The organism is Okeania sp. SIO2C9 (genome assembly GCF_010672455.1).
Taxonomy (GTDB): Bacteria; Cyanobacteriota; Cyanobacteriia; order Cyanobacteriales; family Microcoleaceae; genus Okeania.
Genome location: NZ_JAAHGO010000053.1, coordinates 1 through 26,895 on the forward strand (window position 1 = coordinate 1; position 26,895 = coordinate 26,895).

Consider the following 26,895-nt stretch of genomic DNA (forward strand, 5'->3'; position numbering starts at 1 on the left):
TCTCCCCATCTCCCCATCTCCCCATCTCCCCATCTCCCCATCTCCCCATCTCCCCATCTCCCCATCTCCCCATCTCCCCATCTCCCCATCTCCCCATCTCCCCATCTCCCCATCTCCCCATCTCCCCCAACAATACAATTAAGTATTCAACTGGATTTGATATTACTCCTAACTCCTAACTCCTAACTCCTAACTCCTAACTCCTTACTCCTTACTCCTCAGTAATACGATAACTAATTACCCGGATTCTATATCAATCCTCTTCTTTTCAAGGAGAAGTAATTATTCATTATTCATTATTCATTATTAATTGTTGAAAGCGCTTTTCGCTCTTGATGAACCACATCGCCATAACCAAAACCCTGTAGGGACGTTGCATAAGGGCGTCCCTACTATGGTCTACTGAAATGAAAATTGCTGTAATAGTGCTTATTATTCGTAACATTCTTTTTTCAAAATAGTATTATTGCAGATTTTATCTTGAAAAAAAACACCAAATATAATTCCAAGCTCGTCAATGTGTATTTTTTTGCACCTTCAGAACAGCAGCATAATTTTTTGTGACAACTGATACACATTATCGCTTCTCATCCAGAAATACATTAATAATAAGAATATGTTGAGGATACAAGTCAATGCTACACTTTCACAACTTGAGTGAAGGCTGTGATAAAGGTACATAATACAATATCTAAAACTATCCAGTTACAAACCTAACTTTCTCAGCAATAAATGATTGCTAGTATATATTAGACATCTCCGAAAAAGATATAGGTTTTTTGCAGGAGTAGGCAACAGCTCATCTGCTCCGGAAGGCAACAGGTAAAATCTTTTTTCGTGCCTTTGCGCGTAAAAAGATTTTTTAGGGTGAATTTTTCGTATCCTTAGCCTGCTCTAATTAAAAGATTTATTTTCTGGAGATGTCTAATATACCTAATCGCTAATAACGTTCTTTTTTCAGGGAGGCAAATTTCTATGAAATCTACAGGACAAAAAATCATCACTACAGATTCTGATTATCAACAATTTTGTAGAGAAGAACAAAAGATTTATAATCACTTTTTGGAATTAGTTTTAACTGAATCAATCGATAAAATCATTGAGAGATTTCGGATACTATTTATTCAATACTCTCTATACCAAATTCCTGAAATATCTACAGCAATGGGGAGAATCATACAACTACCTGAATGCGAAGAAAAATTTAATGCTATTCTGAATCGTTGCTGTTATATATTAATTAATCATCAACAACTACCTCAAGACAAAAAAAATGTTTTAAAACAACTGATGAATTTATTTGAGCAAGCAATTGATAAATCTGAGTCTTCCTATTACGGATCTTCCGAAACAAAAAAAATGTTAGAGCTTGTCAATTATTTTACTCAGAGTCAAGAGTATTTGAGTTTAAAACGGATGGTAGAAGTAATAAATATATCATCTGCAAATCATACCAACGATCCTCTAAATCAACCTTTAAAAAATCTTAATTCCCACTATCCTTATTTATATAAATATTTATTAATTGGTCCAAATAGCAGTAAAGAACATCAACAAGCCATCAAGAAAATGCAAGTAGAAAAACAGCAAAAATATGAAATTGATTTATCCCATTATGTTACTCACCAAGTTAGACTACAACTTAGTCAAGTCAAAAAGTCTACATCTGCTAAAAATCCTACCTTATTGTCTAATGACGAACTATTATTATCTATCAAACAATTTGTGGGAAAAGTAGAAGGGAATGAAACATATAGAAATTATGCTAAACGGTTTTTAGCTTATACCACAGTTCCCCAATCATATCACCTTTTTAAAGATAGTTTTTATGAATATCTAAGTACATCCTTTGATGTTGAATCTCATCATATTCAAGTTCACTTTAAGAATAAACTCTACAACTATTTACGAAGTATTATGTCTGAACGTGATGATGAGTTATTAAATGAATCTTTAATGATGAAGACTTGCCATCAATTATTAAGCTTTTTTATTGTCCATAGTTCAAAGCAGTCACAGCATTTCTTTTTTATTAATCTGATTGGTAATTTAGGACCTGTAATCACAACAGGACTACTACTAAAAATCTTATTAGTTTGTCAACAAGTTAAACCTAACTTAGAAAAACGATTTGCACTCTTATTTAAGCATTACGAATTTTCAACACAAAAAAAAGTTCAATGGTTAGTCAAAGTATTGGAAAATATGCAAATAGCCCTCAGTACAAATTTTGGTAGAATAGACCTTTCTTTCTTGAATTAGCAAGATTTTAGCAAACAAATACAAATTGTTTACCTATATTTTGGGTAATTAATTTCCATTTCTTTTTTTTTTGCAATACTCCGTAGAACTAAGCGGTCACAGAAGTGAAATTTGCTCCTTGATTATAAATTGTAGCGACCAGCAATAAGAAAGTCGCGGACTAGCAATAAGGAACTTTTTCAGCCAGGATTAATTCCAACTAGATTAACATTTGAGCCAGGATAAAATGCAACTGAGCACTGAACATAATATTAGATATCTATTGCCTAATATCATGTCCGGATAATTAGTTATAAAAAAACTTTCTCCTTCAACTCCAGTTCTTCTTCTTTCTTCCCTCTTTCCTCCTGACTCCTGACTCCTGACTCCTGAGGACTCCGTAGTTATTTATTTATCACTGTTCAACCGGACATGATATAATTGGTCGTCCTGCATAGTAATGGTGAAGATATATATTTTTTAATTTCTCCCACACTCCCCATCCCCCCGTCTCCCCATCCCCCCCATCTCCCCATCTCCCCATCCCCCCACACTCTCTCTACCATTACTATGCACCACCACCGCCTAATTTTCACGATACTGCCAAGTTTTATAAGTTTCTGTATCACTAAGAATATTCACATAAAATAAATCTATTCCCTCCTGCTCTAATAAAGCCAATATTGCTAAATTTAATTGTTCATAAGCTCTCGAATAATTATCTAAATCATTAGTAAATCCAATTACTCTAATCACACGAGCATTTCTTTCCAAACCATTAAATCTGACTATACAAGAATCATATAAAAGGTCAATCTTTTGGGGAATTGCTCGAATTTTTTCATTAAGAGCGACTATTTTTTTAGATGAAATTCCGTCAATCTTAATATATAAATTAATAGCTGCTTTCTTCCGTTCGTTGGGCTGTTGAGATAAATTTTTAATGCTACCATCAATCATTTTAGAGTTAGGAATTTTTTGAATAGCTCCTTCAAAACCAATATAAATTGTTGTACTTCTAATCCCTATATTTTTTACCTCTGCCCAACTACCACTTGGTAATAAAAGCCAGTCATTTACTCGATATAAACTATCACTATAAATAACAATTGTAGCTAACCAATCACCAACAATATCCTTAAATAATAAACCTAATGTCAGACCAGCACCGCCGATTAAACCAACAATTGCAGTGGCAGAAGCTCCCAATAATATTTCTCCTGCTTTTAGAGCAAAAATTACGATAGCAGTTAACCTAAATAGCTTCGGAATATAGGGGCTAATAATATCATCTAATTCGGTATCTGTTTGAGCTGATAAATTTTGTAGCAGCTCTCCTAAAATAGGAGATGTACGGTAAACAATTAGTGCTACATTACCTACTATTGCTAAATTAATAATTCCTGTAATTGTTTGATTTAGTTGAGGAGTAATATAATCTGTCAGTATTAATTGTATTATCCACAATCCCATTAAATAGACAAACCATCCTATGGGTTTTTTAATAGCTACAATTAATTGATCGTCAAGGGTAGTTGTGGTATTATGAGTTAAAGCTTCAATCTGCCTAATCACAACTATAGTTAATAATTGTTTTAAAACTAATGTTGCTATTAAAACCAATACTATAAAAAATATTATTATGACTGGGATATCCAGAATTTTGATGTTTTGGATAGTTTGCCAAATTGCTTCCATAATTAGCCGATAGTAGTAAAGTTAGGTTGAATAATTTATTCAAATTTATTAAAATTTTAACAAACCTAAAGCTTAAAACTCAGACAAAGCAAGATTCTTCCAAGTTCGGTTCTTCCTTGTGCTATAAATTATTTACCTAGAAATTGTGGTTTAAAGCCTCCCCTTTTAAGCGGAAAAAGTGGTCGATCTTCGCAGCTTCCCCGTTGGGTGGGATGGCGAGGTCTCCTCGCTGTCCGACCATCGACCAAGAGAAGAAAAAATTTTTCCTTTGAGTCAATCCTCTCCTTGAAAAGAAGAGTTCAACAATGAATAATGAATAATGAATAATGAATAATTACCTCTCCTTGAAAAGAAGAGGATTGAATAATAATGAAAATTTTTCTTTATTATCCCCTTAAAAGGGGAGGCGCATACCCACAATTTTTCGGTAATTATTAATTATTAATTATTGAATGCCATTGATAATACAAATTTAGAAAAATAATTTTAGGAATAATCAGGGCAGTTAAAAGACACGTGCAGGAGATTTACCTTGGACTAAGCGGTGCGACCCCGCGACGACGCCAGCTCACTTGCAGAACGCTCACCAAGAGAAAAAGATAAATTCTTACCTCATAAATTGTATCAAAGCTATTCATTCTGACTCAGTCCTCCTGACTCCTAAGAGCTGATTTATAAAGTAAATATTAAGAGGCTGAATCTCTGGCAATACAAGGGTTTTGGGAGTTATAGTCTAATAATGCCTAAATCCCTGAGAGTTAGATGAAATAAGGGTTTTAGCTAAGTTTACAAATCAGCTCTAAGAAATAACCTAGTGCCGCTACGCGGAAGTTAAAAGTCAAAATTCATGCATCGAGTGCGTAATTCTGAGGACACCTCAGAATGTAAGACGCACATCTGACAGTCAATCATTTTTGATTTGTAATTGTTTTGGGATTTTGTAACTGGTCAGTTATTTCCGCCATCCTGCACTAGTTATTTATAGCAAATATTTATCACCCTTGGTATAATTAGGTAAAGAAGTTGATTCTTTAATGGCTAATCATGGACAAAAGTAATGTTTCAAAAGTTAAGTTTTTATTTTTGTCTTCGCGGGTAAGGTGATGATGAATTCAGTTCCTTCTCCGAGTTTAGAGTTAACTTGAATTATACCACCATGTTTTTCGACCACGATTTGACGAGCGATCGCCAATCCTAGTCCTGTTCCTTTCCCTATCGCTTTAGTCGTAAATAGATGGTCGAAAATCTTGGCTTTCACTTCTTGTGACATTCCTTTACCATTATCAGCGATCGCAATTTTCACCTGTTCATCTAACAGTTGCGTCTTAATGGTAATTAGATTAGGATTAGCTTGACTTTCTGTATCTCTTCCCCGATCAGATTCATCTAAAGCATCAATGGCATTGGCTAAAATATTCATAAACACCTGATTTAATTGTCCAGAAAAACAAACAATTTCTGGAATATTGCCGTAGTCGGTGACAACTTCAATGGCAGAACGATTCTCGTTAGCGTTGAGGCGATGGCGTAAAATCAGGATGGTGCTATCAATCCCTTCATGTAAGTTAAAAGGTCTTTTTGTATTGCTTTCAGCGCGGGAGAAGGTGCGAAGACTTCTGCTAATTGATTGAATGCGATCGCCAGCGTCTTTCATAGATTTAACTAACTTTGGTAAATCTTCTCGCATATAGTCTAGGTCGCTTGCTTGGAGAGCTTCTTCAATTTCTACACCAGGTTGAGGAAATTTTTCGTGATAGATATCGATGATACCTAATAGATCGTTGATGTAATCTTGTGCAACACTGACATTACCGACAATGGAACCAATAGGATTATTAATTTCATGGGCAACCCCAGCCACTAATTGCCCCAGCGCCGAGAGTTTCTCCTGTTGTACCAATTGCACTTGAACTTGTTGCAGCGCCTGGGTTCGTTCACTCACCTGCTGTTCTAAAGTATCGGTCAGTCGCTTCAATCGCCAGTGGACTTTGACACGAGCTAAAACTTCCGCTTCTTCAAAGGGTTTGGTGATGTAATCGACTGCACCTAATGACAAACCTTTGACTTTGTTTTCGGTATCAGTGAGAGCTGTCATAAAAATGACTGGAATTCCTTTAGTTGCTTGATTTGCCTGAAGACGACTGCAGGTTTCAAAGCCATCCATTTTCGGCATATCAATGTCCAGCAGAATCATATCTGGGTGATGGCGTTGTACTTGGGCTAGAGCATCTTCACCATCAACTGCCATGCGGACTTTATAGCCCGCAGCTTTCAATGCTTTTGACAACACAGATAAGTTAGTGGGGTTGTCATCCACAATCAAAATAAATGGTTGGGTTGGATTTGGCATTGGTTTCTGTTCCTGATTAAACTAGGTAGGGCTTGCTGATTAAAGATCAAAGCATTGACTGATATTGGTAAGTGCCTTTTTTGGTTGAAGAAAGTGCAAGTTTTTCGGTCTAAAGAGCTGCATAAAGCTAGTATTTTGGGATGATTATGGCAGAAAAATCACTCTTACAATTTTTACGACTACCTCCTCTATAATTTCTCCTGTCTCCTGTCTCCTGTCTCCTGTCTCCTACCCCTAGCAACAGACTTTATTCAGCAAACCCCTAGGTAGTGTTGAATAAATGCTCGCATTTGTTTGATTTCGCAAGCTTCTGCAAGGCGGATCAATTCTTGGGTAAAGGCAGTAGTATTGTTATCCTGAAGTTGTTCAGCGATTTCTATGATGCCATCAAGTTCTCCATCTTGGGCTAATTCCCAGATTTGCTGCAATATTTCTGTTTCAGGTGGCTGGATTTCATCGGGAGCAACCTCAATATTCTGTTTTTCAGTGTTATTTGCGTCATAAATCCAATCTAATCCCAGATATTTTTGCAGGAGTTCTAGTAAAGTTTCAGCTTGTACTGGTTTGGGCAAGAAATCATTTCCCCCAGCATCTAGGCTTTTGTGGCGATCGACATCAAAGACACTGGCGGAAGAGACGAGAACAGTTTGGTTTTGCAGTTGGGGATGGAATACCCCTTCGGAGTCAGTTCCTGAACGCAACTTATATAAAAAATCAAACCCATTCATTACAGGCATGGATAAATCAGTAATAATTAAATCCGGCGATGTTTTCAATACCTGTTCGATACCCTCTTTTCCATTGTTAGCTTCGATAATTTCAAAGCCGATAGGTTCTAGAAGATTAATTAATACGGAACGATTTTCCCAACGATCATCAACGATCAAGATTTTGCGTTTTTCGCCTTTGTAACCCTGAATTACGCCTTGTTGCATGACTCTCAAAGTGTTTGCCCAATCTTCCGCTTCAGGCAGTTCAATTTCCCAACAGAAGGTGCTGCCTTCACCTAAAACACTCTTAACCTGAATTTCACTTTGCATCAAAGCAACAATTTGACGGGTAATCGTTAGTCCGAGTCCTGTGCCTTCTGCTTGCTTTTTACTATCGCCAACTTGCTCAAAGGGCAAGAATATTTTTTCGATTTGTTCTGGAGTCATCCCCACTCCAGTATCTTCTATCTGAAAGCGAATTTTATCTTTTTTTTGCGGGTTTAATACCCCACCGTCTACACGGTGCTCAAAATTGTTTGGGGAAGTAATCCCCATGCAATTTTCCCTCTCTTGGTCAGCATTCCCTCTCTTGGTCGGCGTTCCCTCTCTTGGTCGGCGTTCCCTCTCTTGGTCGGCGGCGCGGGGTCCGACCGCTTGCGCCTGGCGGCGACGCGGGGTCTGACCGCTCCTGACTCCTGTACGTCGCCAATCCGACGGCTCCCCTACCTGACTCCTGACTCCTTCTTCAACCCCGATGGATTCTACCTTAAAAGTCACGCTACCGCGTTCGGTAAATTTAATGGCATTACCCAGAAGGTTGATCAAAACCTGACGCAAACGTTTTTCATCTGCCCAAACACCCGTAGGCAATTGAGAGTTAACCTGAAAATTAAAGGTAATCCCTTTTTGTTCAGCACGAATGCGGATGATTTCGACAACACTTTCCAGCAAAGAAGGCAGATGGATGGCTGTGGGATGCAGTTCTAATTTTCGGGCTTCGATTTTGGCGAGATCCAATATATCGTTAATTAGGTTCAGCAAGTGATAACCGGATTGGTAGATAATATCGATGCCATTTTGCCCTTTTTGGGTGAGAGGTTCGCTGCGTTTTAAGATTTGGGCATAGCCAAGAACACCATTGAGCGGAGTGCGTAACTCGTGACTCATGTTGGCGAGGAATTCGCTTTTGGCTTGGTTGGCCATATCGGCATTTTCTTTTGCTTGCTGAAGTTCCAAACTGGCTTGCTGAATTTCCTGAAATTTATCTTGCAGAACACTTGCCATAAATTGAAAGTTACTAGACAGGGTTTCAATTTCAGTAATTGAACTGGCTGGAATTTGTAGCAATTGATGTTCTGTGAGTTTATCGGGTAAATTGCTGGTGAGATTGGCAAGTTGCAGTAATGGTTTGACTAGACTACTACTAATGGGTTTTGCTAAAAGAGGTGCCAGGATAGCGATCGCTATTAGAATAGCAAAGCTTTTGGTATAAAATCCCTCTAGTTTTACCAAATGGGAAGCAGTCGGTGTTTCGATCGCCACTATCCATGGAAGTTCATCGCCAATAGTGCTCTTGTGCACGTAAAATGACTTTCTCCAGAGCCGGACTTTAGCTACGTTGGGAATATTTGGCACCCAAAGGTGGCTATTTTGATCGAGCCGATAAATTTCACCATTCGTATCTCGATCAAAGGGTTGCCCTACTTTCATATCTTCGCGAGTGGTAGTAATGACCCGGTCTTGTAGATCTAGTAAACTCACTAGCCGATTTGATGTAGACTGACTGGCCAGCCATGTTTTTTTCAGGGTATTTACATCAATTTCTGCAACAAATTGACCCACTAGGTTGTCATCTTTCCAAATGGGTATACTTTGAAAGATTGTCGGCGAACCGGATATCATCATCACCTCAGAGAGCATTGGCTGTTTTGCTGTGAATAAAGCCTGAAGTGGTAAACTGTTTAGTTGAGTAATATTTTGATTTGCCTTTTCAACAGCGCTTGAATTGAGAATCTGCCCATCTGTGTCTGTAATGTAGAGATTGCGGAAATCGGGAACGGTTTGTTGAGCAATTTGAATGATTTCCTGGAGCTGGGAACGGTTTAAACTATTCCGGAACAGATCGCTATCTTGAATATTGGATGCTAGTGCTTGCAACTTCTCTAGGTTGTGCTGATACCAGTTTTGTAGATCGGAACTGACATTTTTTCTGGTGTCTTCTAGGCGAACTAAAACGTTGTTCTCTTGAGCAGAGGTAGCATCCTGACAGTTCCAAATAGTCAGTAATATTGCTGGTAGCAAGACAAAGGCCACTAGCAAATTAAGGAGGGTCTGCTCAAAGGCATGAGTTTTAATCGTCTTGATGCTAAACCATTGAACAATGGGTGTGTGAGTTAGAATCAGACTAGCAATTAAGGCATTGCAAATTTGATTGAGTGGATTTTTGAAGGAAATGAATAAAGCACTTTGAGGGGGAATGTTAGCGACAAAGATATAGAGGAACCAAAGGAGTGGAAACCCGATAATTCCCCAATAAAAAACATCAAGGAGTAATAAGTTGCTGCTGCGCCGCCGCAGTCCCCAACCAACAAAAATCGCTTCCAGGGTGTAGAGAATAAAGGCAGAGGGGTGGTGCCACAACAAAATTGTATAGGAACTGGAAATTGCGGCAGCGATCGTGCCCCAACCCAACCCGTATAGTCTGACGACCACCATGGTAAAAATACTCCCAAATAACCAGTCTATATGGAGAATCATGGTTATTTTGAAGTAATTACCTAGATACCCTCCCATCAGCAAACAGAGCAAAACAATTGTTGTTTTAAACTGATTTTGGGACTGATTTTTGTTTCTATGTGAATTCCAAGATTCTGCAATATTTCCTGCCATTGTTTCCTCGATTAATGTTAAAATTTAGTATTAAAATAAAGTTTGATCGAATTGTGCTAGTAATATCAAATCTAGTAGCATCGGTGTTATTCAGTATTAAAGATTGTAGGGGCGAATGGCCATTCGCCCTTAATTACGCATTGTATGAAGATCGAAGGAATTATATTACTCCGATTTATCGGGAACCGTAACCAACGGATTTGATATCAGATTTCGATGCAGTTCCAGTGATTCTTTCATGTTTTTAGATTGTAGAATTTAAAATAAAGAACTTGTTTATGAGTATAGGGAAATTGTTTACTGAAGAGGAAGGACGATTGTAAATTCTGTTCCTTCTCCAGGAGTTGAGGCCACATCAAGATTTCCTCCATGTTTCTGTTCGATAATTTGACGGGCGATCGCCAATCCTAAACCCGTCCCTTTTCCTACTGCTTTAGTTGTAAATAAGTGGTCAAATATTTTAGCCTTAACCTCTTCATTCATGCCGTGACCATTATCACAAATGGTAATTTTCACTCCTTGATTTTCTACTGACGTTGTAATTTTAATTCGGTTGGGATTAACCTCAATTTCTGCAAAACTTAAACCTATATTTGATTGCTCCAAAGCATCAATAGCATTGGCAATAATATTCATAAATACCTGATTTAATTGACCGGGAAAACAATCAATTTTTGGTAAATTTCCATAAAATTTAATTACTTCAATAGCAGGACGATATTGATTTGCTTTGAGGCGATGTTTGAGAATTAAAACTGTACTATCAATGCCTTCATGGATCTTAAAAGGTACTTTATAATCTTTATCTGCACGAGAAAAAGTACGCAGAGAAGTGCTAATATTTTTCAGTCTGTCGCAGGCTATAGTCATCGAATCAATTATTTTAGGTAAGTCTTCTAAACTATAATCTAAATCAATTTCTTCAGCATGGTCTTTAATTTCATCACTTGGATTGGGAAGATTTTCTTGATATATTTGTAAATGTTCAATAATATTTACAATAATAGGTTTAGCTTGTTGGAGACTAGCACAAATAAAGCCTAAAGGATTATTCATTTCATGACCTACTCCTGACACTAAATTACCCAGTGCCGACATTTTTTCACTCTGGATCATCTGTAATTGAGCTTGTTTTAATTCTTCTAATGCTGTTTCTAATTCTTGGGATTTTTTAACTACTGCTGCTTCAGCTTTTTGACGTTCTCGTAATGCAGCTTGTTGTTCAGTAATATCTCGTAGAATTGCTAATCCATGCAATTTTCCTTTATACATAAAAGGTACTGCTTTGATTTCAACATCAAAAAAACTACCATCTTTACGTTTAGCAATTGCCTGAGTATAAAATTTCTGGCCTGCTCTTAAAGCTATTAAATATTCACTGAAGAGATAAATATAATTTGGGTGTATAAAATCTGCTGGTGTTGCCTGGAACCATTCTTCTTGATTATAACCATGCATCTGATAAATAGTTGGATTAGCTGCCACTGACTTTCCTGTTTCTAAATCGCAAATTGATAACCCATCATTAACACTTTCAAAGATGCTGCGATATTCTTCTTCCTTTTGAGCAATTTGCCGATTTTTTTCTTGCTGTTGAGCGTAGAGTTGAGCATTTTCTAAAGATATAGCTGCTTGAGCAGAAAGTAAGTTAATTACTTGCAAACGTTCAGATGTAAAAACTCCAGAAATTAAGTTATTTTCTAAATATAAAATCCCCACTAAATTTTCCTGATGAATCATAGGAGTACAAAGTACACTCTGGGGTTGATGTTGGAGCATATATTCCGCAATTAGACCAGGAATATTTGTTTGACAATTATTGATGAGAACTGTTTGTTGAGTGTTTTTAACGTAATGGATAATTTTGATGGGAATATCTGGAGAATTATCTAATAATTGTGGAACTAGGGTCGTTTGTATTTCCTGTTGACAAATTAAAGTAATTGCTTTGACTTGCCAAGCATTATCTTGAGGCAGCATCAGCACTGCTTTTTGGGCACCAGAGTTTTCGAGGATAATACGAGTCAGACTGGCAATGAGTTGGTTTAATTCCAGAGAGGAGGAAATAGCTTGAGCAGCTTTTAATACAGAAGTAAAATCTAGAGCATCGGAAATATTAGTGCTGCTAGTGCCATTGGTATAAGTGGATAATAATATCCTATCCAAGCTAGTTTCTGTGGGGTTGATCTGGAGGCGTTGTTGTTGCAGGATGGGTTGGAGTAGTTGAGGGTAAAGTTTTTCTAGGTCATCGGTTTTGGCTTTTGCTCCCCAACGAGCATAACAATAGTATGCTTCTTGTATATATGCTTGGGCTATTTTTTCTTTATTCCAATCTAAGTAAAATTTTGCTGCAAGTTCGTTAGCGAGTGCTTCTTCTTGAATGTATTCGTTTTCTTTAGCTCCAGAAATAGCCCGATCATATAACTCTATTGCTTCTAATTTTTCTCCCTTAATTCGGCAAATTTCGGCTGCCACTAAATCCACTTTATGTTGGTGGTTCATGGGAGCATAGTTTGCCCATTGTTGTTGCAGTTGCATTTGATTTTTCTCTACCTGCTCTAATACCTCCTCCCGTGATTCAAAATTAAAAGCAGCTAGAGCAGTCAAAGAATCATAGAAATAAAATGCAGGTTCGCAAACTGTGCCACCAGCAGCCATTAAATAGCGCCTAATCTCAATACCATGGTTTTGAGCAGATTCTATTTCCCTAAACAAGTAACAAAGCATCAGCTTACATCCATAGAAGAAATGCAATCCAAATATATCGTTTGCTTCTATTAGTTGGGGTAGAAATTCTGCTTCTTCAAGCGCATCCCCAGACAAAATAGTTGGATGCTCTGCAACACCCGACAAATTTAAAATTGATTGCCAATAAATTCGACAGTAATTGGCTGTTATCAATTGATTCAGTTGCACAAACTCATTGCAGTATGCTTTCGTCTCCTCTTCCAAAGTGGCAAGAAGCTGACCGCACCAAAAAGAATTGAGGCAAAACGCGTAAACATTACGTCCGGCAAACTCTAAATCTCCGAGTTCTATGGCAGTTGTATATCCTTCTTTTAACAAAGTCAGTGTTTCTTTAATATGGGACTTGCGATGGAAGGTGAATAACCCTTCTACAATTGATACCTCTGGTTTGGCTGCTTTAACATCAAGTTTGGAGACGACACGAACTGCCAACTGACCAAAGTTCACCCCTGTATTAACGTCTTGGATCATATTACTAGCTATGATGCCATAACAAGCATAAGCCATTGCGGAAGCAGATGTATTTCCATATTGAATAGATAGCTTGACTGACAAAGCTACCAATAATGGAAATAAAGGAGAACCAGCGATGGAAGCGACTGCCATAATACTATTGGCAATCTCAACAATGGCAACTTTCTCCAAATCTTTCATCTGAGGTAGATCGACTAAGTTTTCTATTTCCCGGTCTCCAATTATTGGATTAATTTCTGCAATGGCTGTTTGAATATCTTTTTCTGTAACTATTTCGGGGAAAATTACACCTAGTTGTTGTAATAAATTTTGCCCAATGGTAATAGCTTCGGTCAGTTTATTTTGAGAGGCATTTGCTTGAATTCTAATTCGGTAAACATTTACTTTTTCTAATAAAGTATGTGCTTTGGCAATGACTGTTTCAATAAACTGTTCCATCTCTTCAAATTCACCACATAGCAATGCTAATTCTGTTGCCAATTCATGGAGTGCTAGACTCATTTTGTATTGTCGCTGCCAAGGATTTTCTCCTAACATGAATAACCCCATGTTGGCATACTCTCGACCTGCTTGATAAGCTGTTGCACTTCTAGCTTTACGACAAGCAATTAAATTAAGTTCTGCTAATTCATCCCGTTCTTTTTGTTCGGTAATTATAGTTTTTCCATAGTTGAATTGATTGACGATCTCAAAAATTCGTTCTGCTTTTTGGCTCTCGGATGTGTTCTGGAGTAACTGTTTACCTATTTGATAATGAGTAGTTTTCTTTTCCTCTTCAGGTATCAGAAAATAAGCAGCTTGTTGGACTCTGTCGTGCAGAAATTTATATCTAACTCTCTGGGAATTTGTTTGAGTAAATGTTTGATTTTCTTGACCGATATAAAATTTATAAATATTACCAGTTGGCAAAATTAAACCTTCTTGTAAAGCTTTCCACAAATAAGTTGCTGTTTCTATTTCTGAATGTTCTGAAATAATAGCCAAAGTTGTTAAATCAAACTGATTACCAATACAAGCCGCTAACTGTAATATCTGTTGAGTTGACTGTGGCAATTTTTGTAATTGAAATGCCATGAATTCAACCACATCATCTGTGAGTGCCTGCTGAATTACTTGACTAATATCACATTCCCAACAACCTAAATCAAAGTTAAATTTAATCAGTTTATCTTGATGCAATGCTTTGAGAAATTGCGTAGCAAAAAACGGATTTCCGTGACTCTTTTGATGCACCAATTGAGAAAGTGGTAGAGCTAATTTTTCTGTACATTTTAGTGTGTCAGCTACTAACTTATTTATTTGTATTTGATTCAGTGCTGCTAAAGTAATTGTGTTGATTGTTGAGCCGATTTTTTCGATTTCATTCAAAGTCAATATTAACGGATGTGCTGGATTAACTTCGTTATCCCGATATGCTCCTATTAAAAAAATATATTTTGTCTCAGTCATTAATAGCTCAATTAATTTTAACGATGCCTGGTCTGCCCATTGTAAATCATCTAAAAATATCACTAATGGATGTGAGGCACTGGTAAAAACTTGAGTAAATTTTTGAAATAATAAATTAAATCTATTTTGAGCTGCTGTTCCTGATAATTCTGGTACTGCTGGTTGCTCGCCAATAATTTTTTCTAATTCGGGAATAACTTCAATAATTACTTGCCCATTCTCTCCCACTGCTGATAATATTTTACTTTTCCATTGCCGGATTTGAGCCTCGGTTTCTGTTAATAATTGCCCGATTAAATATCGGAAGGCTTGTACAAATGCACTGAAGGGAATATTACGTTGAAATTGGTCAAATTTGCCTTTAATAAAATAACCCCGTTGCCTCACAATGGGTTTATGAACTTCGTTAACAACTGCTGTTTTACCTATGCCGGAAAAACCAGCTACTAACATAATTTCTGCTTTTCCTTCAGTGGAATTAATTCCCCCCTTACTAAGGGGGGTATGGGGGGGATAATCTGGGAAATTACTGACTCTTTCAAATGCTTGGAGAAGAGTATTTATTTCAGCTTCTCGCCCATAAAGTTTGTCCGGAATCATAAAGCGATCGCTCACATCCCGCTGGGCAATTTCAAAGTTTTTAATCTGACCTGTTTGTTGAAGTTGAGTTAGACAATTTTCTAAATCATATTTTAATCCTAATGTACTTTGATAGCGGTCTTCGGCATTCTTGGCCATTAACTTTTCCACAATTTGTGATAATACAGATGGAATTGCTGAATTAATTTCATTGACTAATGGCGGTGTTTTGGCAATATGACAATGTACCAATTCCATGGGGTCATTGCATGGAAAAGGTAATGACCCTGTTAATAATTCATAAAAAGTCACCCCCAAAGAATAAAAGTCTGTACGATAGTCAATTCCTCGATTCATTCGCCCTGTTTGTTCTGGGGAAATATAAGCAAGTGTTCCTTCTAAAATATTAGGATTGATTAATGTTTGAGTCTCTTTTGGTAGTAAAGATGCAATACTAAAGTCAATTAATTTAATTTCTTTGGTGTGGGGATTAATTAAAATATTACTCGGTTTGATATCTTTATGAATAATCCGTTCGCGATACAGGATTTCTAAGGCATTACACAGAGTAATTCCTACTTCTAAAAACTCTATTAAAGATAGTTTTTTTTCCTTTTTTACAGCCCATTCTTGAAGAGAAATGCCGCCAAAGTCTTCCATGACCAAGGCATAACCATTCTGATATATTTCTAGACTATAAGTTTGGATAATTAGAGGTGAGTCGAGATTTTTTGTAATAGTATATTGATTGCGAAATTGTACCAGCTCATTGAAATTAGGATAAGGATTTTTCAGCAGTTTGATAACTACAGGTAGTTGGTCACTCTGGCCATACCCTCGATAAACTAGAGTTCTAGAACCATTGTAGAGTTCTTGGCTGATGTGATATGGTGGAATATTGACTATGTTGCTAACCATACTGCTAAATCCTGCTTATTTCTAAATTTAGTATTTCAAAAATTTTGAATTAGTTTACTAAATCATAGCAAAAAGCGATCGCGGTTAATATTTTTCATAGTAATATATTATGTGATTTTACCGAAAAACAGGGCTTAAAGTCTTCGGTTGTGCAGAGCGTAAAGTGTGGAATAAGTAAGTAGGGTGAGTCCCTATCTCCCCATCAATCTTTGGTAGTAAACATTAACGTATTTCATATTAGAACCTGTTTGATGAAACACTTATAATTTAATTACTGCAATACAAAAATACTTATAAATAATGACTGAAATATTAGTAATAGGTTATGGTAATACGCTCCGCAGTGATGATGGTGCTGGTCAACGGGTGGCAGAGTTGGTTGCTGAGTGGAAGTTGCCCAATGTACGATCGCTCCCAGTGCATCAACTTACTCCAGAATTGGCAGAATCTATATCTCAAGCAGAATTAGTTATTTTTGTTGATGCTTATCCCGCAACTTCTGAAGAAGGTTTACAGGTTCATCAACTTTGCGTTCCCCCCTCTCCCCACCCTCCCCACACCCAGTTAGAAAGGGGGAAAGTCTGGCAGAGTCAGGGTTTGAATATAGGGCATACAGGAGACCCGCGATCGCTACTTGCTCTCAGTCAATTTGTTTATAAAAATGTGCCTCCGAGTTGGTGGATATTAATACCCGCAGTCAACTTTGAATTTGGGGAAAATTTTTCTTCACAAACATCCCAAGGAATTACAGATGCTTTAGCACAAATTCAACAGATTTTTGTTAAGTAAAGTTTAAAAGTTTTATTGACAATTTTTTTTTAATTTAGCAGTTATTTTCTCAAGTTTTTGTTATGTGCCAAAATCAAGTTTTGTTACAAAACTTTAAGTGATAGTTCAATTAGCAAAAAATAGTTGGATAATAATAGTGAAGGAGGTGGGTGTTAAAGAATAGAAATACACTCAATAAAGTTTTATGGTTAGCAATATTAATACGGAACAAAACCTCTCGCAACTACAAAGCCAAATAACTTCAAAAGACGAAGCATGGCAAGGATTTAAACAAGGACCCTGGACAAAAGAAGTTAACGTTAGAGATTTTATTCAGAAAAATTATACTCCATATACAGGGGATGAATCTTTTCTGGAAAACATCAGTGAATCAACAGATGTTCTCTGGACTGAAGTTAAAGAATTAATGAACCAAGAACGGGAAAAAGGCATTTTAGATGCAGAAACAAAAATCCCTTCTAGCATTACTGCTTATGGTGCAGGTTACATCAATCAAAATTTAGAAAAAATTGTTGGTTTACAAACAGATAAACCCCTCAAACGGGCAATTATGCCTTTTGGGGGTATTCGAGTGGTTGAGAAATCTTTAGAAGCTTATGGTTACGAGATAGATGCTCAAACCCATGAAGTTTTCACTCAATATCGTAAAACTCATAATGATGGGGTTTTTGATGCTTATACTCGCGAAATGCGGAAAGCTCGTCACTCTGGCATTATCACAGGTTTACCTGATTCCTACGGACGGGGACGTATCATTGGAGATTATCGTCGCATTGCCCTATATGGAGTTGATTTTCTGATTGAAGATAAACAGGAACAGTTGCTTTCTCTTGAGTACGATGTCATGGATGAGGAAGTAATTCGTTTACGAGAAGAAATATCAGACCAAATCAAAGCCTTGAAAAAATTGAAAACCATGGGAGCGAGTTATGGTTTTGATTTGGGAAATCCCGCAACGAATAGTCAACAAGCTGTACAATGGACGTATTTCGGATATTTAGCTGCTGTTAAAGAGCAAAATGGTGCAGCTATGTCTTTGGGACGTGTCTCTAGTTTCCTGGATATTTACATTGAAAGGGATTTGAAATCAGGAGCGATCGCTGAAGCTGAAGTTCAAGAATTAATCGATCAATTCGTGATGAAACTGCGGATGGTTCGCTTTTTGCGCGCTCCTGAATATAATCAGTTATTTGCAGCAGATCCGGTTTGGGTGACAGAAGTAATTGGTGGAATGGGAACAGATGGTCGTCCCCTCGTGACTAAAAATAGTTTCCGTTTCTTGCATACTCTCTACAATTTAGGACCTGCACCTGAGCCAAATTTAACGATTCTTTGGTCTGAACAGTTGCCCCGCGCTTTTAAACAATATTGTGCTAAGGTTTCCATTGATACCAGTTCTATTCAGTATGAAAATGATGATTTGATGCGTCCAGAATATGGGGATGATTATGGTATCGCTTGTTGTGTCTCTGCGATGAGAATTGGTAAACAAATGCAGTTTTTTGGGGCACGAGTTAACCTAGCAAAAGCTTTACTCTACGCTATTAATGGTGGTAAGGATGAAAAACATGGCGATCAAATTGCCCCTGCTTATGCTCCTATTACCAGTGAGTACCTAGATTATGAAGAAGTGACAGCTAAGTTTGACGTTTTGATGGACTGGTTAGCGAAACTGTATGTTAATAGTCTGAATGTCATTCATTATATGCACGATAAATATTGCTACGAAACTTTAGAAATGGCATTACACGACCGCGATGTTTATCGGACGATGGCTTGTGGAATAGCTGGTTTATCTGTGGTAGGAGATGCGCTGGCGGCGATTAAATATGGAAGTGTCAAAGTTATTCGGAATGAAGAAGGGTTAGCGGTTGATTACGAAGTGACAGGAGATTATCCCAAGTTTGGCAATAATGACGAACGAGCTGACGAAATCACTTCTGGCGTTTTAAGCAGTTTTATGGATAAAATCCGCAAAAACAAAACTTATCGTCATGCAACACCTACTCAGTCAATTTTAACTATTACCTCAAATGTGGTTTATGGTAAAAAGACTGGCAGTACACCTGATGGACGAAAAGCAGGTGAACCCTTTGCACCGGGAGCAAATCCCATGCACGGACGAGATACTAAAGGAGCGATCGCTTCTATGGCCTCTATTGCCAAATTACCTTATGAGAATGCTAAAGATGGGATTTCATACACATTCTCAATTGTGCCAGAAGCATTAGGGAAAAATGACGATGGGAAAGTCAACAATTTGGTAGGAATGTTAGATGGTTATTTCCACGACACGGGACATCATATCAATATTAACGTTCTCAACCGAGAAACTTTGCTAGATGCAATGAACCGTCCTGAAGAATATCCTCAGTTGACTATTCGAGTATCAGGTTATGCAGTTAACTTCATTAAACTGAGTCGCGAACAACAATTGGATGTGATTAACCGAACATTCCACAATCAATTGTAGAAGGCAGAAGGCAGGAGGCAGGAGGCAGAAGGCAGGAGGCAGAAGGAAAGAAAAGGTTAGAAAGGATAAAGTTTCTCGATCGCTGATTATTTTGTAGGGGTGAACAGCTGTTCACCTCTCCAATCTCCAATAATAAAAACAGGACTTAGGCATTTTTGAGAGGAGTAATTTATATGGGATCGACAGGCATTATTCATTCAATAGAGACTTGTGGGACAGTCGATGGTCCGGGGATTCGATTTGTTATTTTTACTAAAGGTTGTCCCTTAAGATGTTTATACTGCCATAATGCTGATTGTCGTCATACGGAAAATGGCAAGTCAATGTCTGTTGATGAATTGATTTTAGAAATTGAAAAATATCAGTCTTACTTTAAATTTTCTGGTGGCGGTGTGACGGTTACTGGTGGTGAACCTTTGATGCAGCCTGAATTTGTCACAGAAATTTTTCAAAGATGTCGCCAGCTAGGAATTCATACTGCTTTAGATACGTCGGGATATGTCCATTTGAATGTTGCTAAACCTGTTTTAGAATATGCAGATTTGGTATTATTAGATATTAAATCTTTCGATCCAAAAATTTACCAGAAAGTAACCAATGTTTCTCTGGAACCAACCCTTAATTTTGCTCGGTATCTTAACGAAATTCATAAGCCAACATGGATTAGGTTTGTGTTAGTTCCTGACTTAACAGATCCTATTGATAATGTAACTGGATTAGCTGAATTTATAGAGCCTTTTGATAATGTTGAAAAAGTAGAAGTTTTGCCCTTTCATAAAATGGGAGAATACAAATGGCAACAATTAGGATATGATTATCAACTCAAAACAACAGAACCTCCCTCAGATGAATTATTAGAAAGAACTATTAATATCTTCAAAAGTCATAATCTAATAGTTCAATAATGTGAGAAGGCAGGAGGAAAGAAAAGGCTAGAAGAGAAAAAGTTTTTTATCACTAATAGACATCTCCAATAATAAAAAATAGGCATTGCTGAATTAAGGTATGAAAGTAGGTTTATAGGGAATAGGGAACAGGGAACAGTTAATATTAACAAGTAGTTCAAACCATCCAAAATACAAAATCCAAAATATAAAATTATCAAATCATACCCAGAATCAGCAACGCCAAAAAATAAAATCAATTATTATCGATAAATTATCAATTCTTTCCCCTCCTGGGAGCAGGGCTAATTCTTTGTCGTCAGAGAATATTTACAACCCTATATTTTTTTAGATCCTGTGCTTCCGGTCCTCCCCACACTCCCCACACTCCCCACCCCCTCCTCCTTTTTTCTCTGGTGACAATAAATTGACCCTGCCTCCACGGTCGGGGTTAGGGGTGGCTTCCCTACTGCCTACTTCCTCTTTTCCGGAGATGTCTAATTATAGCAATGAGCGCTGGTATATTTACAAATTGCAGGAGAGGCCAAATAGCTAAAAGTCTTATATTATCGGCAATTTATTCCCCCTTCCGGAGCTGTTGCCTGTTGCCAGATGAGCTGCGCACAGCGCTATATCTGGACATGGCATACAGTGATTTTCATTTCAGTAGACCACAGTAGGGACGTTCCATGGAACGTCCTTATACCAATTCCCAAAAGCAATGCTATACTTCAGTGATACTTCAACAGTCAAATATTTACCAAGATTCAAAGTCTTTTTTTGACAATTATTAGTCGGTTAGTATAGATTTTTCCTACTTTTAACCTCTCCCCACACTTCCCACACGAACCAACTTCCCACACTTCCCCACCCAATCATACATAGCATTCTTTTTGAGAAATGGTATTACTGGGTTTTGGTTGTGAGATCAAATCCGGTTATCAAAAGTACGTTTTTCCTTCTTCCTCTCTAACCTTTCTGCTTCAAAGCGCTGTAAATGTATTAAAAAACACACAAACCACCCCTACCGTACTCGTCCAATACCAACTCAACAAAAGATTTAGCAAAAAAAGCTGCATATAGGTGTAAAAAAAACATCAATTTGTAGAAGTAAGAAACAGGTAGAATATTCAAAATAGGTCTAATTAATAAATTACTAAACAAATCCACAATATTTGTAAATAACCAGAGAATTTCAACAGGAGAATATCTATGAGTGACAAAACTTTTGCAACACTGGACGGTAACGAAGCAGTTGCCCGTGTTGCCCACAAACTCAATGAAGTTATTGCCATCTATCCCATCACTCCCTCCTCACCAATGGGTGAATGGGCCGATGCTTGGTCATCTCAAGGCACGCCGAATATTTGGGGTACAGTTCCCAGTGTGGTTGAGATGCAGAGTGAGGGTGGGGCGGCCGGAGCAGTACATGGTTCGTTGCAAACAGGTTCTCTAACTACTACATTTACTGCATCTCAGGGATTATTATTAATGATTCCTAATCTTTATAAAATTGCTGGGGAACTGACTTGTTGTGTTATTCATGTTGCAGCTCGTTCCCTGGCAGCTCAAGGTCTGTCTATATTTGGCGACCACAGTGATGTGATGGCGGCTCGTGCTACTGGTTTTGCCATGTTGTGTTCTGCTTCGGTACAAGAAGCTCACGACTTGGCACTTATTTCCCAAGTTGCTACTCTGGAAGTAAGATTACCATTTATTCATTTCTTTGATGGTTTCCGCACTTCCCATGAAGTACAGAAAATTGAACTGCTGCCAGAAACGGTTTTGCGGGAAATGATCGATGATGAATTTGTTTTTGCTCACCGCGCTCGTGGTTTGACTCCTGACAGACCAGTTTTACGGGGTACTGCTCAAAACCCGGATGTTTATTTTCAAGCTAGGGAAAGTGTTAACCCTTTTTACACTGCAACTCCGGATATTGTGCAGAAAGCAATGGATAAATTTGCTGAACTGACAGGGCGACAATATCAATGTTTTGAATATCACGGCGCACCTGATGCAGACAGGGTTATTATTCTGATGGGGTCTGGTTGTGAAACGGTTCACGAAACTGTAGACTACTTAACCGCCAATGGTGAAAAAGTTGGGGTATTGAAAGTTAGACTATATAGACCATTCGATGCTAGAAGGTTAGTCGCAGCATTACCTGAAACAGTGAAAAAAATTGCTGTGTTAGACCGGACAAAAGAACCCGGTGCAAGTGGCGAACCTCTGTATCAAGATATAGTTACTGCTCTGAATGAAGAATGGTCAGGGGCAATGCCAAAAGTGGTTGGCGGTCGTTATGGTTTATCTTCTAAAGAGTTTAACCCGGCAATGGTGAAGAGCGTTTTTGACAACCTCAGCGCTGACAAACCCAAAAATCATTTTACTGTCGGTATTAATGACGACCTTTCTCACACATCCTTACCTTTCGATGCAGGTTTCTCTATCGAACCAGATAATGTGGTGCGGGCAATGTTTTACGGTTTGGGTTCCGATGGTACGGTCGGTGCGAATAAAAACTCCATTAAAATTATTGGGGGAGAAACTGACAACTATGCTCAAGGTTATTTTGTCTACGACTCGAAAAAATCTGGTGCTGTTACTGTCTCCCACCTCCGCTTCGGTGCTAACCCCATTCGTTCCACTTATCTCATCGACCAAGCAAACTTTGTCGGTTGTCACCAATGGAGTTTTCTAGAAAAATTAGACGTTCTGACCTCCGCAGCTAATGGTTCTATTTTTCTGATGAATAGTCCCTACGCTCCCGATGAAGTTTGGCAACAGTTGCCTGTAGAAATTCAAGAACAAATTATCCGCAAGAATTTAAAAGTCTATGTCATCAATGCAAATAAAGTTGCTAGTGACAGTGGGATGAGAGGACGCATTAATACAGTAATGCAGACCTGTTTCTTTGCCTTAGCTAATGTTTTGCCCAGAGAAGAGGCGATCGCTCAAATTAAAAAATATATCCAAAAGACCTACGGCAAAAAAGGTCAGGAAATTGTCAATATGAATTTACAAGCTGTTGACAATACTTTGGATAATCTCTACGAAGTTAAAATTCCGACGGAAGTTAGTAGTACTCTCCACCGTTTACCACCCATTCCCGATACAGCGCCAGAATTTGTGCGGGATGTTTTGGGTAAAATGATTTCTCGGGAAGGCGACCAACTACCAGTCAGCGCTTTACCATGTGATGGAACTTACCCCACCGGAACAACTCAATGGGAAAAACGTAATGTTACTCAAGAAATTCCAGCTTGGGACCCCAATGTCTGCGTGCAATGTGGTAAGTGTATTATGGTTTGTCCTCATTCGGTCATTCGTGGTAAAGCTTATGAAGAGACTCTGTTAGATAATGCTCCAGCAACTTTCAAATCTACAAATGTCAAGGATAAAGATTTTTCCGGACAGAAATTTACCATCCAAGTAGCGCCCGAAGACTGTACTGGTTGTGGTGTGTGTGTAGATATTTGCCCGGCGAAAAATAAATCTATGCCATCCCGCAAGGCAATAAATATGGAAGCGCAGTTACCATTGCGGGAACAAGAAAGAGAAAATTGGGATTTCTTCTTGGGTCTACCTAACCCCGACCGTCGCTCCCTCCATCTCGACCGCATCCGTCAACAACAATGGCAAGAACCTTTATTTGAATTTTCCGGTGCTTGTGCAGGTTGTGGCGAAACTCCCTATATTAAATTAGTCAGTCAGTTATTTGGCGATCGCTCGGTTGTGGCGAATGCGACTGGATGTTCGTCTATTTACGGCGGTAACTTACCTACAACTCCTTGGGCAAAAAATGCCGATGGTCGTGGACCCGCTTGGTCAAATAGTTTGTTTGAGGATAACGCCGAATTTGGTTTAGGTTTCCGTCTGTCTCTCGACAAACATAGTCAATTTGCTGCGGAGCTTTTGCAAAAAGTGGCGGGAAGTGTGGGAGATAATTTAGTTGATGCCATTCTGAACGCCTCCCAAAAATCTGAAGCTGATATTTGGGAACAACGGGAACGAGTCGCCCAAGTCAAGGAAAAATTGCAAGGGTTAGACTCTCCAGAAGCAAAGCAATTGCTGACTTTGGCAGATTATCTGGTGAAAAAATCTGTTTGGATAGTTGGTGGTGATGGTTGGGCGTATGATATTGGTTTTGGAGGTTTAGACCACGTTATTGCTAGCGGTCGAAATGTGAATATTTTGGTCATGGATACGGAGGTTTATTCTAATACTGGCGGTCAGTCTTCTAAAGCAACACCCCGTGCAGCAGTTGCTAAATTTGCAGCAGGAGGAAAACCATCAGGTAAGAAAGATTTAGGTTTAATCGCAATGACTTATGGCAATGTTTATGTTGCCAGTGTAGCAATGGGAGCACGAGACGAACATACCCTGAAAGCATTTTTGGAAGCTGAAGCTTATGAGGGACCATCTTTAATTATTGCTTACAGTCATTGTATTGCTCATGGAATTAATATGACCACTGCCATGACTCATCAGAAAGCTCTGGTGGAAAGCGGTCGGTGGTTGTTGTATCGGTATAACCCAGACTTAGTACAACAAGGAAAAAATCCTTTGCAACTAGATATGCGATCGCCCAAGAAACCAGTAGGTGAGTCGATGTATCAGGAGAATAGGTTCAAAATGCTAACCAAGAGTAAACCTGCTGATGCTAAAGAATTATTAGTACAAGCACAGGAAGATGTTAATACTCGTTATGCAATGTATGAATATTTGGCAGCTCGCCAACTAGAAATTCCTCATGGCAATGTTCAACAATGAATAATGAATAATGAATAATGAATAATTACCTCTCCTTGAAAAGAAGAGGATTGACAAATTCATGAAAATTTTTCTTCTCTTGGTCGATTGGATATGGCGAGGAGACCTCGCCATCCCCCGACCGCTTATTATCCCCTTAAAAGGGGAGGCTTTAAACCACAATTTTTCGGTAACGTTCATTAATTGATAATTGATAATTGATAATTACCTCTGGTTAAAACCGTTACGGAATTGAATATAAGGAAATCAGGACTTACGCAAAGGCACTATTTATATGGTAAAAGTACTATTGGACAATAGTTTTGAGCGCTATATATAGCGTATATGCGTAAGTCCTAACCAATATCAGTCAATGCTTGAAAATTTAATCAGCAAACCCTAATTATTAATTATTAATTATTAATTATTAACTATTCGGTGTACTTTTTCAAGACCTAAAACGGCTAAAACCTTCAGGACTTACGCAAAGGCACTATTTATAGGGTAAAAGTACTATTGAACAATAGTTTTAAGCGCTATATATAGCGTATATCCGTAAGTCCTAACCAATATCAGTCAATGCTTGAAAATTTAATCAGCAAACCCTAATTATTAATTATTAATTATTAATTATTAATTATTCGTTGTACTTTTTCAAGACCTAAAACGGCTAAAACCTTTATCAGTCAATGCTTGAAAATTTAATCAGCAAACCCTAATTATTAATTATTAATTATTCGGTAATAGTTTCCGAGCAATAAAACTGTAGGTTTGGTAGGGGTAAACGGCCGTTTACCCTTACAGTGCGCAACACAACAAAAATTATTGACCAATCAAAAAATAGATGATATAATCATAGTCAATTAGCAGATATTTAATATAGCAATCAGGAATCAGATGTGAGAATTGAGGTTTTCCTTTGAAGTATAGAATATAGTAGTTATCTTATTTCTTATGTATTCGCTTTTTCTTCTTCCCTATTCCCTATTCCCTAAAAAAAAAGTCTCCAATATCTCACAACTAATATCATATTGCTATATTATTACAGCCATTAACTCAAAAGTATTATGTATTTGACAAATGCAACAGATATTAGTTGTTTTGGTTTACGTCGTAGTGGTAATCATGCAATTATAAATTGGATTATCCGGCAAAATAATGGAAATTTTGTTCATTTAAATGATGTAAAAGTCTATAAAGATAAAGATCCTTATAAAAGCTTTTCACAAGCTAATATTGGTGGAATAAATCCACTAATTTATCATCAAGATAACTGGAAGTGGCAGAGATATTTCAAATATTTGATGAATAGTAAAACAGAATATTTATATGGTAGAAATTCTGTGACTTTAGATAGGGAGAAACTGAGAAAATATGCACTTAAAAAACTACTTATTCATAGCTATGAACATTACGATCTTAGTGATGCTATGATGCCGTGGTTTGAAGAAAGACGAGAAGAATTTCTTGGAAAAAGTCAACGTAGGTTTGACCTCTTAATTATCAGAGATCCATATAACAACTTTGCCAGTCTAATTAAAAAAGAAGAAGGTAGAAATCTTAGCAAAAATCCAGAGGCTATAATCAAGAAATGGATAGAACATGCCAAAGAATATTTAGGGTTATCTAATTATTTTAAAAATCGGATTAGTATAAGTTACAATGAATGGTTTGTAAATAAAGCTTACAGACAGAAAATTACTGAAGCTTTAGGATGAATTTTTACCGATGCAGGAATTGATACTGTTCCTAACGTAGGAAAAGGGAGTTCATTTGATAAAGTTAATTATACTGGTAAAGCTAGTCACATGAATGTGCTATCTCGTTATCAAGCATTTTTAGACCATCCAATTATGTTAAAGGTGCTTGCTAACAAAGAGTTAAAAGAACTTTCTGAAGAGATATTTGGCTCAATTGTATAGTCTCAGAAACTGTTGA

General features: G+C 37.7%; 11 protein-coding genes. 6 read left to right on the plus strand and 5 right to left on the minus strand.

The window, feature by feature from the left end; all coding sequences use genetic code 11:
- Nucleotides 1-975 precede the first annotated feature (975 nt).
- Nucleotides 976-2,262 (plus strand): hypothetical protein, encoded by a 1,287-nt coding sequence (locus F6K23_RS28840; RefSeq protein ID WP_293162143.1) that lies wholly within the window; start codon nucleotides 976-978, stop codon nucleotides 2,260-2,262.
- Nucleotides 2,263-2,656: 394 nt separating this feature from the next.
- Here F6K23_RS28840 and F6K23_RS28845 read toward each other — a convergent pair whose 3' ends face one another.
- From F6K23_RS28845 to F6K23_RS28865, 5 genes are all read right to left on the minus strand, one after another.
- Nucleotides 2,657-2,785: a hypothetical protein gene (locus tag F6K23_RS28845; protein WP_293162145.1), complete on the minus strand. Its 129-nt coding sequence runs from the start codon at nucleotides 2,783-2,785 to the stop codon at nucleotides 2,657-2,659.
- Nucleotides 2,786-2,826: 41 nt separating this feature from the next.
- Complete coding sequence (locus tag F6K23_RS28850; RefSeq protein ID WP_293162147.1) at nucleotides 2,827-3,939, minus strand: mechanosensitive ion channel family protein; 1,113 nt, start codon at nucleotides 3,937-3,939, stop codon at nucleotides 2,827-2,829.
- 1,069 nt (nucleotides 3,940-5,008) lie between these two features.
- Complete coding sequence (locus F6K23_RS28855; protein WP_293162148.1) at nucleotides 5,009-6,289, minus strand: response regulator; 1,281 nt, start codon at nucleotides 6,287-6,289, stop codon at nucleotides 5,009-5,011.
- 251 nt (nucleotides 6,290-6,540) lie between these two features.
- Entirely contained in the window at nucleotides 6,541-9,888 is a 3,348-nt protein-coding gene (locus F6K23_RS28860; protein WP_293162150.1) for an ATP-binding protein, read from the minus strand.
- Nucleotides 9,889-10,185: 297 nt separating this feature from the next.
- Complete coding sequence (locus F6K23_RS28865; RefSeq protein ID WP_293162152.1) at nucleotides 10,186-16,056, minus strand: AAA family ATPase; 5,871 nt, start codon at nucleotides 16,054-16,056, stop codon at nucleotides 10,186-10,188.
- A 300-nt stretch (nucleotides 16,057-16,356) separates the two neighbouring features.
- On the opposite strand from F6K23_RS28865, the gene F6K23_RS28870 reads away from it, so the two are divergent.
- The 5 genes from F6K23_RS28870 (at nucleotide 16,357) to F6K23_RS28890 (ending at nucleotide 26,675) form a co-directional block, all read left to right on the plus strand.
- Complete coding sequence (locus tag F6K23_RS28870) at nucleotides 16,357-16,845, plus strand: hydrogenase maturation protease (RefSeq protein WP_293162154.1); 489 nt, start codon at nucleotides 16,357-16,359, stop codon at nucleotides 16,843-16,845.
- Nucleotides 16,846-17,029: 184 nt separating this feature from the next.
- Nucleotides 17,030-19,318 carry a formate C-acetyltransferase gene (pflB, locus tag F6K23_RS28875; protein ID WP_367267852.1) on the plus strand — a complete coding sequence of 763 codons (2,289 nt, stop codon included), beginning with the start codon at nucleotides 17,030-17,032 and terminating at the stop codon, nucleotides 19,316-19,318.
- A 173-nt stretch (nucleotides 19,319-19,491) separates the two neighbouring features.
- A complete protein-coding gene (pflA, locus tag F6K23_RS28880; protein WP_293162156.1) occupies nucleotides 19,492-20,223 on the plus strand; it encodes a pyruvate formate-lyase-activating protein in 732 nt (243 codons plus the stop codon).
- Nucleotides 20,224-21,414: 1,191 nt separating this feature from the next.
- Nucleotides 21,415-24,978 carry a pyruvate:ferredoxin (flavodoxin) oxidoreductase gene (gene nifJ, locus F6K23_RS28885; RefSeq protein ID WP_293162158.1) on the plus strand — a complete coding sequence of 1,188 codons (3,564 nt, stop codon included), beginning with the start codon at nucleotides 21,415-21,417 and terminating at the stop codon, nucleotides 24,976-24,978.
- Between the two features lie 1,052 nt (nucleotides 24,979-26,030).
- Nucleotides 26,031-26,675 (plus strand): hypothetical protein, encoded by a 645-nt coding sequence (locus F6K23_RS28890; protein ID WP_293162160.1) that lies wholly within the window; start codon nucleotides 26,031-26,033, stop codon nucleotides 26,673-26,675.
- Nucleotides 26,676-26,895: the final 220 nt, after the last annotated feature.

Excerpts from the sequence above, each read along its gene's own strand:
- F6K23_RS28850 (WP_293162147.1), bottom strand. The coding sequence starts at position 3,939 with ATGGAAGCAATTTGGCAAACTATCCAAAACATCAAAATTCTGGATATC.
- F6K23_RS28860 (WP_293162150.1), bottom strand. The coding sequence starts at position 9,888 with ATGGCAGGAAATATTGCAGAATCTTGGAATTCACATAGAAACAAAAAT.
- F6K23_RS28840 (WP_293162143.1), top strand. The coding sequence starts at position 976 with ATGAAATCTACAGGACAAAAAATCATCACTACAGATTCTGATTATCAA.
- nifJ (WP_293162158.1), top strand. The coding sequence starts at position 21,415 with ATGAGTGACAAAACTTTTGCAACACTGGACGGTAACGAAGCAGTTGCC.
- F6K23_RS28870 (WP_293162154.1), top strand. The coding sequence starts at position 16,357 with ATGACTGAAATATTAGTAATAGGTTATGGTAATACGCTCCGCAGTGAT.
- F6K23_RS28845 (WP_293162145.1), bottom strand. The coding sequence starts at position 2,785 with ATGGGGAGATGGGGAGATGGGGGGGATGGGGAGACGGGGGGATGGGGA.
- F6K23_RS28865 (WP_293162152.1), bottom strand. The coding sequence starts at position 16,056 with ATGGTTAGCAACATAGTCAATATTCCACCATATCACATCAGCCAAGAA.
- F6K23_RS28855 (WP_293162148.1), bottom strand. The coding sequence starts at position 6,289 with ATGCCAAATCCAACCCAACCATTTATTTTGATTGTGGATGACAACCCC.
- pflA (WP_293162156.1), top strand. The coding sequence starts at position 19,492 with ATGGGATCGACAGGCATTATTCATTCAATAGAGACTTGTGGGACAGTC.
- pflB (WP_367267852.1), top strand. The coding sequence starts at position 17,030 with ATGGTTAGCAATATTAATACGGAACAAAACCTCTCGCAACTACAAAGC.